We start from the raw sequence: 13,480 nt of genomic DNA, 5'->3' as shown, positions 1-13,480 counted from the left end.
GCCCCGCGAAGAACCGAAAGGACACGACCATGGCGTCGATCGAGATGCGCAACATCGTCAAGACCTACGGCGACGGGTACCCGGCCGTGAACGACGTGAGCATGGACATCGCCGACGGCGAGTTCATGATCCTCGTCGGCCCGTCCGGCTGCGGGAAGTCGACCCTGCTCCGGATGATCGTCGGCCTGGAGGACATCACCTCCGGGGACATGGTCATCGGCGGGAGCCGGGTCAACGACAAGGCCCCGCGCGACCGGAACCTGTCGATGGTCTTCCAGAACTACGCCCTCTACCCGCACCTGTCGGTGTTCGAGAACATCGCGTTCCCGCTGCGCCTGACCAAGACCCCGGACGACGAGGTCCACACCAAGGTCAACAACGCGGCGAGCGTGCTGGAGCTGCACGAGCACCTGGACCGCAAGCCCGCGAACCTGTCCGGCGGCCAGCGCCAGCGGGTCGCGATGGGTCGGGCGATCGTCCGCGACGCGGACGCGTTCCTGTTCGACGAGCCGCTGTCCAACCTGGACGCGAAGCTGCGCGGGCAGATGCGCACCGAGATCGCCCGGCTGCAGCGGCGGCTCGGCATCACCACGGTCTACGTCACCCACGACCAGACCGAGGCCATGACCCTGGGCGACCGGGTCTGCGTGCTGCGCAAGGGCGTCATCCAGCAGGTCGCCTCGCCGCGCGAGCTGTACGAGCAGCCGGTGAACCTGTTCGTCGCCGGCTTCATCGGCTCGCCGCCGATGAACTTCCTGCCCGCCACCGTCTCCGGCTCCACGTTGGAGACGCCGTTCGGGCCGATCGAGATCGCCGGGGCCCGCGCCGGGCGCCTGGCCGGGCACGACCTGGTGCTCGTCGGGATCCGGCCGGAGTACTTCGAGGACGCGTCGCTGGTCGACGAGGCCAAGCGGTCGCTGGGCTCGACGTTCACCGCCCGGGTCGACGTCACCGAGTGGCTGGGTGACGCGCAGTACGCCTACATCCCCTACGAGGCGCCGCCGGAGGTCGACGCCAAGCTCAAGGAGCTGTCCCGGGAGCTGGATTCCGACCAGCTCCGCACCCAGGCGATCGTGTCGATCGACTCGACGTCGCGGATCCGGGAGGGTCGCGAGGCCGAGTTCTGGCTGGACGCGCGGAAGATCCACGTGTTCGACCCGGAGTCCGGCGAGAACCTGACCCGGGACCCCGAGGCCGGCGCCGAGCTGACCCGGATGGCGGCCGAGGACCGGGCCGACCAGGTGGCACAGGCCCGCGGCGGGGTCGCCTGAGGCGCTGCCGTGCACCCCGGCCCGGGGAGCCCGCCCGGCACCGTCCGGACGGCCGCTCCCCGGGCCGTTCCCGTCCCCGGGGGAGCGGAGGTGATCCGCCGCGGAACGCGTTCGCGCCGGTGAATACCCTGGGAGCCATGAACAACGCCGTGCTGACCGCCGTGGCGTGGCCCTACGCCAACGGCCCCCGGCACATCGGCCACGTCTCCGGCTTCGGTGTGCCCTCCGACGTCTTCGCCCGGTACCGGCGGATGGCGGGGGACCGGGTGCTCATGGTCTCCGGCACCGACGAGCACGGCACCCCGATCCAGGTGCAGGCCGACGCCGAGGGGCTCACGCCGCGCCAGCTGGCCGACAAGTACAACGACGTCATCACCGACGACCTGCGCGGTCTCGGCCTGTCCTACGACCTGTTCACCCGCACCACGACGTCGAACCACTACGACGTCGTGCAGCACATGTTCTCCTCGCTGCACCGCAACGGCTACATCGTCCCGAAGACCCAGCTCGCGGCGATCAGCCCGTCCACCGGGCGGACCCTGCCCGACCGCTACATCGAGGGCACCTGCCCGATCTGCGGCTACGACGGTGCCCGCGGCGACCAGTGCGACAACTGCGGCAACCAGCTCGACCCGGCCGACCTGAAGAACCCGCGCTCGAAGATCAACGGTGAGACGCCGTCGTTCGTCGAGACCGAGCACTTCTTCCTCGACCTGCCCGCGTTCTCCGAGGCGCTCGGGTCCTGGCTGTCCTCGCGCACCGACTGGCGGCCGAACGTGCTGCGGTTCTCGGCCAACCTGGCGGAGAACCTCAAGCCGCGGGCGATCACCCGGGACCTGGAGTGGGGCGTCCCGGTGCCGCTGGACGGCTGGTCGGACAACCCGATGAAGAAGATCTACGTCTGGTTCGACGCGGTGATCGGCTACCTCTCGGCGTCGGTCGAGTGGGCCCGGCGCGGCCCGGACCCGGACGCCTGGAAGCAGTGGTGGACCGATCCGGCCGCCCAGGCGTTCTACTTCATGGGCAAGGACAACATCACCTTCCACTCGGTGATGTGGCCGGCGATCATGCTCGGGCACAACGGCCAGGGCGACCGCGGCGGCGTGCCGGGGACCTACGGGACGCTGGACCTGCCCAGCGAGGTCGTGTCCTCGGAGTACCTGACGATGCTCGGCTCCAAGTTCTCGACCAGCCGCGGGACCGTCATCTACGTCGGAGACTTCCTGCGCGAGTTCGGGCCGGACGCGCTGCGCTACCACATCGCCGTCGCCGGTCCGGAGAACCAGGACGTCGACTTCACCTGGGACGAGTTCGTCCGCCGGGTCAACAACGAGCTGGCCAACGAGTGGGGCAACCTCGTCAACCGCTCGGTGTCGATGGCGCACAAGAACGTGGGCGCGATCCCGCAGCCGAAGGCGCCGCAGCAGGCCGACGCCGAGCTGCTCGCGTACTCCGCCGCCGGGTTCGACACCGTCGGCGGGCTGCTCGCCCGCAACCGCTTCAAGCAGGCGGCCGGCGAGGCGATGCGGGTGGTCACGGCGGCCAACCGGTACCTGTCGGACCAGGAGCCGTGGAAGCGCAAGGACGACCCGGACCGCCGGGACACGATCCTGCACACCGCGCTGCAGGTCGTCCAGGACGCGAACACCCTGCTCACCCCGTTCCTCCCGCACGCCGCGCAGCAGGTGCACGAGGCGCTGGGCAACACCGGAGTGTGGGCCGCGCAGCCGGAGAAGACGACCGTCGAGGACCTCGGTGACGGGCTGGCGTACCCGATCCTGACCGGGGACTACGCCGCGGAGCAGGCGCACTGGGGCTCGACGCCGATCGAGGTCGGGCGGCCGCTGGCCAAGCCGACGCCGATCTTCACCAAGCTCGCGCCGGAGCTGGGGGAGACGGGCCCGGAGTGGGCCCCGATCGGGAAGTGAGCACCGCGCCGAGCACCGGGCCGCACGGGCGCCGGCCCCGGCCGGAGCCGCCGGAACCGCTCGCCGCCCCGACGATCGACAGCCACACCCATCTCGACGCCTGCGGTGCCGAGACCGCCGCCGACGTGACCGCCGCCCTGGACCGGGCGGCGGCCGTCGGCGTCGTGGGTGCGGTGACCATCGCCGACGACCTCGCCGCGGCCCGCTGGGCGGTGACCGCCGCGCACGCCGACGACCGGGTGTGGGCGGCCGTCGCGCTGCACCCCACCCGGACCGCGGCGGTGTCCCCGGCCGACATCGAGGAGATCGAACGGCTCGCCGCCGACGACCGGGTGGTCGCGATCGGCGAGACCGGGCTCGACTACTACTGGGACCACTCGCCGCCCGCCGCGCAGCAGGACGCGTTCCGCTGGCACATCGGGCTGGCCAAGCGCACCGGCAAGCCGCTGATGATCCACGACCGGGAGGCGCACGACGACGTCCTGCGCATCCTCCGCGAGGAGGGCGCCCCGGAGACGGTGGTCTTCCACTGCTTCTCCGGGGACTCGGCGATGGCCGCGGAGTGCGCCGAGGCCGGGTACGTGCTGTCCTTCGCCGGCCCGGTCACCTTCAAGAACAACCACGAGCTGCGGGCCGCGGCGGCACTCGTCCCGCCGGAGCAGTTCCTGGTCGAGACCGACGCCCCGTTCCTCACCCCGCACCCGCACCGCGGTCGCGCGGGGGAGCCGTACGTGCTGCCCTGGACGGTCCGGGGCGTCGCCGACGCACGGGGCGAAGGGGAAGCACTCGTCGCCGACATGGCGCGGCGCAACGCCGAGCGGGTGTTTCGGGTGGGCGCAACCGAATAGGGCCGTCCGGCGTGGGAGATCACGGGGGGCCGGTCGTTCGCCGTCGATCTACTGCCGCTCGCCGCCGGCCGCGTGTCCGGTGTCGGTGCCGGGATCACGGTCCGCTAACGTCGTCGGCCGTACCCGCCGGGAGGGGTCATCCCCGACCAGCGGGGCGACGACCGGTCCGCTCCCCAGCACTCGGTTCCGCTCCCCGGCACCGCGCCGGTCGTCGCCCCCGCAGGTCTGACCCCCGCCCGGACGACCGAGCCCCCGGGAAGTCATGTTCGAGCGCAGCGTTGGTCTGTTCCCCGATGACGACGTCACGCGTCCCCTTCCCGTGATCGGCGCCCCGGCCGGTCTGGCCGGCGCCGGCGCGGACGGCGGGTACGTCACCCCGGAGGGCAGGCACCGCGCCGCACGTCCGTCGACCGCGGTCCGCACGGTCGCCGCGGCCGCGCTGTTCTCGGTACCGACCGCCGGTCTCGCGGCCGGCGTGATGATGCCGCAGGAGCCGGAGACGCAGGCGCTGCGCGCCGACCTCGCGTCGAACTCGACCGAGCTGGGCTCGGCCTCGGCGGCGTCGATGTCGCTGGACGACGACGACTCGTCGGCCACCTCGTCGTTCGCGCCGGTCGCGGCCCCGACCTCGGGCGCGGACATCGTCGACAGCCAGATCGTCGAGTCGATGAAGCTGCCGGTCGTCGAGGAGGAGATCGAGGACCCCACGCTCGAGGAGGGGACCCGCACCGTCGTCGACCCCGGCCGCGAGGGCGAGCGCAGCGTGATCTGGCGGGTCACCTACGACAAGGGCAACGAGGTCTCGCGCGAGCGGATCGGCGCCGGTCAGGACGCCCCGGCCGAGACGCGCAAGGTCAAGGTCGGCACCAAGAAGAAGGCCGAGGAGAAGGTCGAGGAGAAGACCGGCCGCGACTCCTCCGCCCCGGCCGTCTCGAACGGCGCCACCTGGGACAAGCTCGCCAAGTGCGAGTCCGGCGGCGACTGGTCGATCAACACCGGCAACGGCTACCACGGTGGTCTGCAGTTCAACAAGCAGACCTGGCAGGCCTACGGCGGCGGCCAGTACTCCTCCACCGCCGACGAGGCCAGCCGCGAGCAGCAGATCGCCGTCGCCGAGAAGGTGAAGGACGACCGCGGCGGCTACAGCGCCTGGCCGTCCTGCTCGTCCAAGCTCGGCCTGAGCTGACACCGGGCGCACCGGCCGCACCGCGTCCGGCGAGAATGGGCGCGTGAGCGAGAACGGGGCCGACGGATCGGCCCGACTGCTGGGGCCGGTCGACGTCCGGGTGCTGGCCGAGCGGCTGGGGCTGCGCCCCACGAAGAAGTTCGGCCAGAACTTCGTGCACGACGCCAACACCGTCCGGCGGATCGTGCGCTCCTCGGGCATCGGTCCCGACGACGTCGCGCTGGAGGTCGGTCCCGGCCTCGGCTCGCTGACCCTCGGCCTGCTGCCGGTGGCGTCCCGGGTGCACGTGATCGAGATCGACCCGGTGCTCGCCGGGCTGCTGCCCGGCACCGTCGCCGAGCGCGCCCCGGGGATCGCGGACCGGCTGACCGTCACCGGGGCCGACGCGCTGCGGGTCTCCGCCGACCGGCTGGCCGCGGACGCGGGCCCCGGGGCCGGGCCGCCGACCGCGATCGTCGCGAACCTGCCGTACAACGTGGCCGTCCCGGTGATCCTGCACCTGCTCGCCGAGCTGCCGAGCCTGCGGCGTGGGCTGGTCATGGTGCAGGCCGAGGTCGCCGACCGGCTCGCCGCACCGCCCGGCTCCCGGGAGTACGGCGCCCCCAGCGCGAAGCTCGCCTGGTACGCCGCCGCGCGCCGGGCCGGGCCCGTCCCGCGTGCCGTGTTCTGGCCGGTGCCCGGCGTGGACTCCGGGCTGCTCGGGTTCACCCGGCACGACCCGCCGCCCGGCGCGGACCGGGCCGCGACGTTCGCCGTGATCGAGGCGGCGTTCGCGCAGCGGCGCAAGGCGTTGCGCGGGGCGCTCGCGGGGTGGGCGGGGTCGCCGGCCGCGGCCGAGACGGCGCTGCGGGGGGCCGGGATCGATCCGGTCACCCGGGCCGAGCGGCTCTCGGTGACCGACTTCGCCGCCGTCGCGGCGCACCGCACCGGCGGGCCCTGACCACGCCCGCCGGACCCCCGGGGCGCATCATGACGGGGTGACACGAGCGAGTGAACGGGTGGTCAAGGCGGACGGGACCAGCCCGTGGCCCGCGCTGTGGGCACTGGTGATCGGGTTCTTCATGATCCTGGTCGACGCCACGATCGTCACCGTCGCGACGCCGGCGCTGATCGTCGCGTTCGGCACCGACGTCAACGCCGTGGTGTGGGTGACCAGCGCCTACCTGCTGGCCTACGCGGTCCCGCTGCTGATCACCGGGCGGCTCGGCGACCGGTACGGCCCGAAGAACGTCTACCTGGCCGGCCTGACCGTGTTCACCCTGGCCTCGCTGTGGTGCGGGCTGACGACGACGGTCGGCGGGCTCGTCGTCGCCCGGGTCGCGCAGGGGCTCGGCGCGGCGATGATGACCCCGCAGACCATGTCCGTGATCACCCGGACGTTCCCCGCGGCCCAGCGCGGCCGGGCGATGAGCCTGTGGGGCGCCGTCGCGGGCGTCGCGACGCTGGCCGGCCCGATCCTCGGCGGGCTGCTGGTCGGCGGCATCGGCTGGGAGTGGATCTTCTTCGTGAACGTGCCGTTCGGCGTCGTCGCGTTCGTGGCCGCGTGGCGGCTCGTCCCCGCGCTGCCGACCTCGCGACGCCGGGTGGACCTGGTCGGGGTCGTGCTGTCCGCGGCCGGGATGTTCCTGCTGGTGTTCGGCATCCAGGAGGGACAGAAGTATGACTGGAACGCCCTGGTCGCGGCCTGCATCCTGGCCGGGGCGGCGGTGCTCGTCGCGTTCGTCTGGTGGCAGGGCCGCACCCGCTCCGAACCGCTGGTCGCGCTGTCGCTGTTCCGGGACCGGAACTTCTCGCTGGCCAACGTCGCGATCTGCACGGTGGGCTTCGCGGTCACCGCGCAGGGCTTCCCGCTGATGATCTACGCCCAGAGCGTGCGCGGGTTCTCCCCGACCGAGGCGGCGTTGCTGCTCGCCCCGCTGGCGATCCTCTCCGGCGGCCTCGCTCCGTGGACCGGGCGGTTGACCGACCGGCTGCACCCGCGGCTGATCGGCGGGTTCGGGATGGTCTCGTTCGTCGTCGGGCTGGTGTGGCTGGCGCTGGCCATGGGGCCGGACACCCCGGTGTGGCAGCTGCTGCTGCCGATCGCGCTGCTCGGCATCTCGAACTCGTGCGTGTGGGCGCCGATCTCGACCAGCGCCACCCGGAACCTGCCGATGGACCACGCCGGGTCGGGCGCCGGGGTCTACAACACCACCCGCCAGGTCGGCGCGGTGCTGGGCAGCGCCGGGATCGCGGTGCTGATGGAGTCGCGGATCGCGGCGCTGGTGCCCGGATACGGGACCGGCACGGGCTCACCGGAGACCGCCGGGGCGGCGGGCGCGCTGCCCGACGCGTTGCGGGAGCCGTTCGCGGCGGCGATGGCGCAGGCGGTGCTGCTGCCCGCCGGGGTACTGGTGGTCGGCGTCGTCGCGGTGGCCTGCTTCGCGACGCCCCGGCACCTGCAGCGGCGGGATGCGGTGCAGCAGGGCTGACGACGCCGGATCCGGGCCGGTGGTCACGCCGGTGGCGTGGGGCCGGGAACGTCCGGTCGATGCGCCCGACCTGGCCCGGCCGGCGGGAGCGCCGGGCTAGCCTGACCGCTGCCCTGTCGTGGAGAGGATCTCGGTGCTGCGTCGTTCGGTCGTGTCGGTGTGGGTGGTCGCGGTGCTGGTGCTGGCCGGGTGTGGTGGGGCGGTGCAGGAGCCGCCGCCGTCGTTGCTGGGGCCGCGGCCGGTGGATCTTGATCTGTCGAGTGTGGACTGGTGTGCGACGTTGACGCCGGAGCAGCAGCGGGCTCGTGGAGTGGACTACGCCGAGCCGTGGGCGGGGAACGTTGGTGTGTCCCGGTCTTCGGGTTGTTTCTGGCAGACGGTTGCGCGCACGAAGTTCGCGGCGCAGGTGATCGATGGGCGTGCGGAGTCGGCTGCGGAGGAGCGTGGTTTGCGGGTGGTGTCCGTGGGTGGTTTCGGTGCGGTGCGGGCGGCGTCGACGACGGGGAACGGTCCGGGGCTGCCTCCGTTCTGTCAGATCGCGATCGATGTGAACGAGACGCAGACGGTGCGGGTACAGCACCGCGCCGGGAGTATCGACGACGGCGGTGATCCGGTGGCGATCGAGGAGGCATGCCTAACGGCCACCCGATTTGGTGAGGACGTGCTCGGGAACCTGCGGCGGTGAGACGGCCGCGATCGTGAGGGGTTGTCGAGATTCGCCGTGCTCGCTCGGTGGTTGTTCTAGGGTGCGCGGGTGACGACCCCCTCGCATGCGCCGCGTGGTTCGGCTTCGGACTCGTTGATGGTGCAGATCTCGGTGGACAATGTTCTTCGGGTGCGGGCGATGCTGGAGGAGCAGGAGGAGACGCTGAGTGCGGCGCTGGATCGGGCCGAGCTGGGCCGCGTTCTTGAGCCGTGCGGCACGGATCCGGTCTCGCAGGGCTACACGGAGCCGTTCCAGCGGAAGATCGACGAGGTGTTCGCGCTGCATCATGCTCACCGTGCTGAACTCGCCGAAGCGGTGGATCGGTTGGGCGATGCGGCGAAGGAGTACGGCCTGATCGAGGACGAGAACACGCGCTCGTTCGCTCCGGGGAACGGCTGAGCCCGACGTGTCGATGGCGGGGGACACGCGGGGGGCCGCGTTCAGCATGGAGGAGAAGTGGGCGTGGGTCGACGGGCGCCCGGGGGCGGCGTCGGTCCAGGTGGTGACCGACGCGATGGCCTCGATCGACTCGGCCGGGAACACCGTCCGCGACCGGGTCCTCCGAGGGAGCGACGAACTCGGAGTGGACTGGCAGGGCGCCGCCGCGACGCGGGCGCAGGAGCGTCTGCAGGGGATGGGCGCGGGGATGCAGGACACGTCCGGCGTCACCGGCAACGGCGCCGGCCGGTTGGACGACTACGGCCGGTCCTGGCAGCAGATGAAGAGCGAGTTCCAGTTCGACGATCCGGCGCGGGCCGGGTGGGACCGGGTCTGGCGGAGCAGTTTCTGGCAGGCGGCGGTGGGTGTGGCGGACAGCCGGCTGTCCTTCGCCGAGCAGAACCAGATCAACTCCGAAGCGGCGGACGCGGCGCTGCAACGCCACTACCAGCGCACCGAGGACGCCTACCGCGAGTTCCGCGGTGGCGAGGGGGAGCGCGGCAGCACGGGACCGCAGCCGACGGACCCCGGCGGCCGGGCGCCGGGGTCCGGGGGCGCGCCGGGCGTGCCCGGGGGATCGGTGCCGCAGGTGCCCGGCCGTCCGGACGCCGGTGTGGACGGTCCGGCGGCGGCCCCGGGATCCGAATCGGGCCGGCTCGCTCCTGGTGGGCCGTCGGCCCCGGGCCCGGGAGGTTCGCCCGGCGGCGGCCCGGGTGCGCCGGGCGCCGCAGATCCACCGGCCGCGGGCGGCGGGGCGCCTCCGCCGGGCCCGGGAGGCGGGTCGCCGATCGGCCCCGGGGCGGCCGCGCCCGGTGACGGTGCGGGCACCGGGGCGACGCCGCGCCCGCTGCGCGAGGACCCGTTGTTCGTCGAGCAGGCGGAGTCGGCGCCCTCGCCGGCGCCGCCGCAACAGTCGATGCCGCCGTCCCGGGTGGACGCACCGATGGTCGACCGGAACGCGGCGTTCGAGCAGAACCAGCTGGCCCGGCAGATCCCGCCGCCGAGCTCACCCGGCCCGGGCGTCGGGTTGCCGGGTGGTGGCTGGGCGGGGTCCGGGACGCGGGGCGGCTGGTCGGGCGCCGGTGCCGGACCGGTTCGGGGGCCGGCGTGTTCGGTGCTCGCCCGGCCCCGGGAACGCCCGGGGTCCCGCCGGAGGGCGCGACCGGCGGTGCCGGCCGAGGGGGTGCGCCCCTCGCCGGTGGTACGGCGGCCGAGCGCGGCGCAGGTGGCTACCCCCCTATGGGTGCTGTCGGCGGTGCGGGCGGCGGATCCGGGACCGAGCACCGCAACCGCTACATCGTGCCCACCGACGAGGTGTTCGCCATCGATCTCGACGTGACCGACGGCGTCCTGGCCCCGGACGACGACGAGCGGCGCTGACCCGTGCCCGGCCGCCGGAATCCGCGCCGAGATGCACGGCAGCGGGCTCCGGGGATCGACGAACCCCTCTCAGCTGCATCTCGGCGCGGGTTCCGGCGTGCGGCGGGCTCCGGGACCCGGTCGGGCGCGGCGGATGACCGAGTAATCACCGATCGGGAAGGATTCCGGCCGGACATGGCCGGAATCCTTCCCGATCCGTGATCACGGCATCGGTGACGTGCCGGGTCCGGAGTCGGAGCGGTGATGCCGGGCCGGGGAGCGGGGCCGGTGAGCCGTCCCACGCGTCCGGACGGGCGGCAGCACACGCCGGTACCCGGCCCGTAGGGTTGAACGGTGCTGTCCGCCGTGCCGCGACCGGTCACCGCCCGGGTCCCCGCGAAGATCAACCTGCACCTCGCCGTGGGCGGGGTGCGGCCGGACGGCTTCCACGACCTCGTCACCGTGTTCCACGCGGTGAGCCTGTTCGACGAGGTCTCGGTCGCACCCGCCGACGCGCCCGCGCTGGAGGTGCACGGCGACGGCGTCGCCGAGGTCCCCCTCGACGCGACGAACCTGGCCTGGCGGGCCGTCGAGCTGCTCGCCCGGCGCGCCGACCGCGAGCCCGACGTGCGGGTCGTCCTGCGCAAGGGCATCCCCGTCGCCGGGGGCATGGCCGGTGGGTCCGCGGACGCGGCCGGGGCGCTGGTCGCGCTGTCCGCGCTGTGGCGGATGGAGCTGGGCCGCGACGAGCTGTCCGAGCTCGCCGCCGAACTCGGCTCGGACGTGACGTTCGCGCTGCACGGCGGCACCGCGCTCGGCACCGGCCGCGGCGAGCAGATCGTCCCCGTGCTGGCCCGGCACCGGCTGCACTGGGTGGTCGCGCTGGCCCGCGGCGGGCTGTCCACGCCGAAGGTGTTCGGCGAGCTCGACCGGCTCCGCGGCGACGGCCCGATCACCGAGCGCCCGGTCGAGCCGGTCCTCGAAGCCCTGTCGTCGGGTGACCCCCGCCGGCTCGCCCTGAACCTGGGCAACGACCTGCAGGTCGCCGCCGTCTCGATGGCGCCGGACCTGCGCCGCACGCTGCGCGCCGGCGTCAACGCCGGTGCGCTCGCCGGGCTGGTCTCCGGCTCCGGCCCGACCTGCGCCTTCCTCTGCGCCGACGCCGACGCCGCCGTGGAGGTCGCCACCGAGCTGGCCGGGATGGGTGTGTGCCGCACCGTCCGCGTCGCGCACGGGCCCGTCGCCGGGGCCCGGGTCGTCGACGACAGCGAACCCCCGCCCGAGCGTGGCGGTCCGTCGTCCTCCGGGGCGTGGCCCCCGGCGCGCGCCTGACCGCCCGGAGGAGATCGATGCCCGAGAACCTGCTCAACCTCGAGAACGTCACCGCGCACGTCCCCGGTGACGCGTCGCGCGTACTGCTCGACGCCGTCTCGCTCGGCGTGGAGCGCGGCGACCGGATCGGTGTCGTCGGCCTGAACGGCGGCGGCAAGACCACCCTGCTCGACGTCATCACCGGCGAACGTCCCGTCGAGGGCGGCCGGGTCAGCCGGGTCGGCGGGCTGCGGCTGGCGCACCTGGTGCAGCACGACCGCTTCCCGGCCGGGTCGACGGTGCGCGACATCGTGCTCGCCGGGTACGGCGCCGACCACGAGTGGGCGGCCGACCCGCAGGTGCGGGATGTCCTGGACGGGCTGGGGATCACCGACACCGAGCGGCCGACCGACGGGCTCTCCGGCGGCGAGAAGCGCCGGGTCGCGCTGGCCGCGGCGCTCGTCGGCGACCTCGATCTCGTCGTCCTCGACGAGCCGACCAACCATCTCGACGTCGAGGGCATCGGCTGGCTCGCCCGGCACCTGACCGACCGGCGGATCGCGCTCGTCGTCGTCACGCACGACCGGTGGTTCCTCGACAACGTCTGCACCCGCACCTGGGAGGTGGCAGGCGGACGCGTCGAGTCCTACCAGGGTGGCTACGCGGACTGGGTCTACGCCCGCGCCGAGCGCTCCCGCCAGGCCGACGCCGCCGAGCAGCGCCGCCGCAACCTCGCCCGCAAGGAACTGGCCTGGCTGCGGCGCGGCCCGCCCGCCCGGACGTCGAAGCCGCGCTACCGGATCGAGGCCGCCGAGGCGCTGATCGCCGACGTGCCGGCGCCGCGGGACACCGTGGAGCTCATGCAGTTCGCCACCAACCGGCTCGGGCGCACCGTGCTGGAGCTGGAGGACGCCCGCGTCGAGATCGCCGGGCGCGCGCTGCTGGACCGGGTGACCTGGCGGCTCGGGCCGGGCGACCGGGTCGGGATCGTCGGGATCAACGGCTCCGGCAAGACGACGCTGCTGCGCGCCCTGTCCGGCGAGCGCGAGCTCGACTCCGGCCGGCGGGTGCAGGGCAGCACCGTGAAGCTCGCGCAGCTGAGCCAGGAACTCGTCGACCTGCCCGCCGAGATGCGGGTGCTGGAGACGACCGAGGCCGTCGCGAAGTACGTGCGGTTCGGCAAGCAGGAGATGACGGCGTCCCAGGTTCTGGAGCGGCTCGGGTTCCCCGCGTCGCGGCAGTGGACGCCGGTCGGGCGGCTGTCCGGCGGCGAGCGCCGGCGGCTGCAGCTCACCCGGCTGCTCATGGCCGAGCCGAACGTGTTGCTGCTCGACGAGCCGACGAACGACCTCGACGTCGACACCCTCACCGGGCTGGAGGACCTGCTCGACGGCTGGCCGGGCACGCTGATCGTGGTCAGCCACGACCGGTACCTCACCGAGCGGGTCTGCGACCAGGTCGTCGCGTTGTTCGGCGACGGGCGGATCACCCACCTCCCCGGCGGGATCGGCGAGTACCTGACCCGGCGGGCCGCCGCCGGGGAGTCCCCCGCGCCCACGCCCGCCGCACCCGTCGCCGCCCCCGCGGCGAAGGTCGACGCCGCCGCCCAGCGCACCGCCCGCAAGGAGGCGCAGCGCCTCGAACGGCGGGTCGACCAGCTCACCAAGCGCGAGGAGAAGCTGCACGCGCAGCTGGCCGAGGCCGCGACCGACCCGCCCCGGCTGGCCGAGCTGGACCGGGCGCTGAAGGAGGTCGTCGCCGAACGGGAGTCGGCCGAGATCGAGTGGTTCGCCGCGGCGGAGCGGGCGGAGGGATGACGCCGTCTCCTACTTCGGTAGGAGAGGTCCGCCGCGGATATCGGTAGTTCGACCGATACCGGGGGCCCCGGACCGCGGCTACCGTGGGTATCACGTCACGGCGGGCTGGGGAGCAACGCCGGGACGACTGGGGGGTCGGGCCGGT

General features: G+C 73.6%; 11 protein-coding genes. All 11 read left to right on the top strand.

Annotated features, from left to right (window positions below; genetic code table 11):
* The first annotated feature begins 29 nt into the window (after window positions 1-29).
* The 11 genes from AFB00_RS07120 (at window position 30) to AFB00_RS07070 (ending at window position 13,335) form a co-directional block, all read left to right on the top strand.
* Complete coding sequence (locus AFB00_RS07120) at window positions 30-1,271, top strand: ABC transporter ATP-binding protein (RefSeq protein WP_068796570.1); 1,242 nt, start codon at window positions 30-32, stop codon at window positions 1,269-1,271.
* A gap of 137 nt (window positions 1,272-1,408) precedes the next feature.
* The gene (metG, locus tag AFB00_RS07115; RefSeq protein ID WP_068796569.1) at window positions 1,409-3,199 is read left to right on the top strand and encodes a methionine--tRNA ligase; all 1,791 of its coding nucleotides are present in this window, start codon (window positions 1,409-1,411) and stop codon (window positions 3,197-3,199) included.
* Window positions 3,196-4,047 (top strand): TatD family hydrolase, encoded by an 852-nt coding sequence (locus AFB00_RS07110; protein WP_083275331.1) that lies wholly within the window; start codon window positions 3,196-3,198, stop codon window positions 4,045-4,047. The genes metG and AFB00_RS07110 overlap by 4 nt, the downstream gene beginning before the upstream one ends.
* A 262-nt stretch (window positions 4,048-4,309) precedes the next feature.
* On the top strand, window positions 4,310-5,233 hold the full coding sequence (locus AFB00_RS35645; protein ID WP_083275330.1) for a resuscitation-promoting factor: 924 nt from the start codon (window positions 4,310-4,312) through the stop codon (window positions 5,231-5,233).
* A gap of 43 nt (window positions 5,234-5,276) precedes the next feature.
* Window positions 5,277-6,173, top strand: a complete 897-nt coding sequence (rsmA, locus tag AFB00_RS07100; RefSeq protein WP_083275329.1) for a 16S rRNA (adenine(1518)-N(6)/adenine(1519)-N(6))-dimethyltransferase RsmA — start codon at window positions 5,277-5,279, stop codon at window positions 6,171-6,173.
* Window positions 6,174-6,210: 37 nt separating this feature from the next.
* Complete coding sequence (locus AFB00_RS07095; protein ID WP_231974266.1) at window positions 6,211-7,704, top strand: DHA2 family efflux MFS transporter permease subunit; 1,494 nt, start codon at window positions 6,211-6,213, stop codon at window positions 7,702-7,704.
* Window positions 7,705-7,837: 133 nt separating this feature from the next.
* Entirely contained in the window at window positions 7,838-8,389 is a 552-nt protein-coding gene (locus AFB00_RS07090) for a DUF3558 family protein (RefSeq protein WP_197519775.1), read from the top strand.
* A 69-nt stretch (window positions 8,390-8,458) separates the two neighbouring features.
* Window positions 8,459-8,809, top strand: coding sequence for a PE domain-containing protein (locus AFB00_RS07085; RefSeq protein WP_156819422.1), 351 nt, complete (start codon window positions 8,459-8,461; stop codon window positions 8,807-8,809).
* Between the two features lie 13 nt (window positions 8,810-8,822).
* Window positions 8,823-10,187 (top strand): hypothetical protein, encoded by a 1,365-nt coding sequence (locus AFB00_RS33025; protein ID WP_068796564.1) that lies wholly within the window; start codon window positions 8,823-8,825, stop codon window positions 10,185-10,187.
* Between the two features lie 374 nt (window positions 10,188-10,561).
* A complete protein-coding gene (locus AFB00_RS07075) occupies window positions 10,562-11,539 on the top strand; it encodes a 4-(cytidine 5'-diphospho)-2-C-methyl-D-erythritol kinase (RefSeq protein WP_068796563.1) in 978 nt (325 codons plus the stop codon).
* 17 nt (window positions 11,540-11,556) lie between these two features.
* Window positions 11,557-13,335, top strand: a complete 1,779-nt coding sequence (locus AFB00_RS07070; RefSeq protein WP_068800082.1) for an ABC-F family ATP-binding cassette domain-containing protein — start codon at window positions 11,557-11,559, stop codon at window positions 13,333-13,335.
* Window positions 13,336-13,480: the final 145 nt, after the last annotated feature.

Source organism: Pseudonocardia sp. HH130630-07 (assembly GCF_001698125.1).
In the GTDB taxonomy this organism is placed as follows: Bacteria; Actinomycetota; Actinomycetes; order Mycobacteriales; family Pseudonocardiaceae; genus Pseudonocardia.
The sequence above is the reverse complement of the archived record's forward strand: the minus strand, read 5'-3'. Positions and strand labels throughout refer to the sequence as shown.

Coding starts and splice junctions, on each gene's coding strand:
- AFB00_RS07120 (WP_068796570.1), top strand. CDS start 30: ATGGCGTCGATCGAGATGCGCAACATCGTCAAGACCTACGGCGACGGG.
- metG (WP_068796569.1), top strand. CDS start 1,409: ATGAACAACGCCGTGCTGACCGCCGTGGCGTGGCCCTACGCCAACGGC.
- AFB00_RS35645 (WP_083275330.1), top strand. CDS start 4,310: ATGTTCGAGCGCAGCGTTGGTCTGTTCCCCGATGACGACGTCACGCGT.
- AFB00_RS33025 (WP_068796564.1), top strand. CDS start 8,823: ATGGCGGGGGACACGCGGGGGGCCGCGTTCAGCATGGAGGAGAAGTGG.
- AFB00_RS07070 (WP_068800082.1), top strand. CDS start 11,557: ATGCCCGAGAACCTGCTCAACCTCGAGAACGTCACCGCGCACGTCCCC.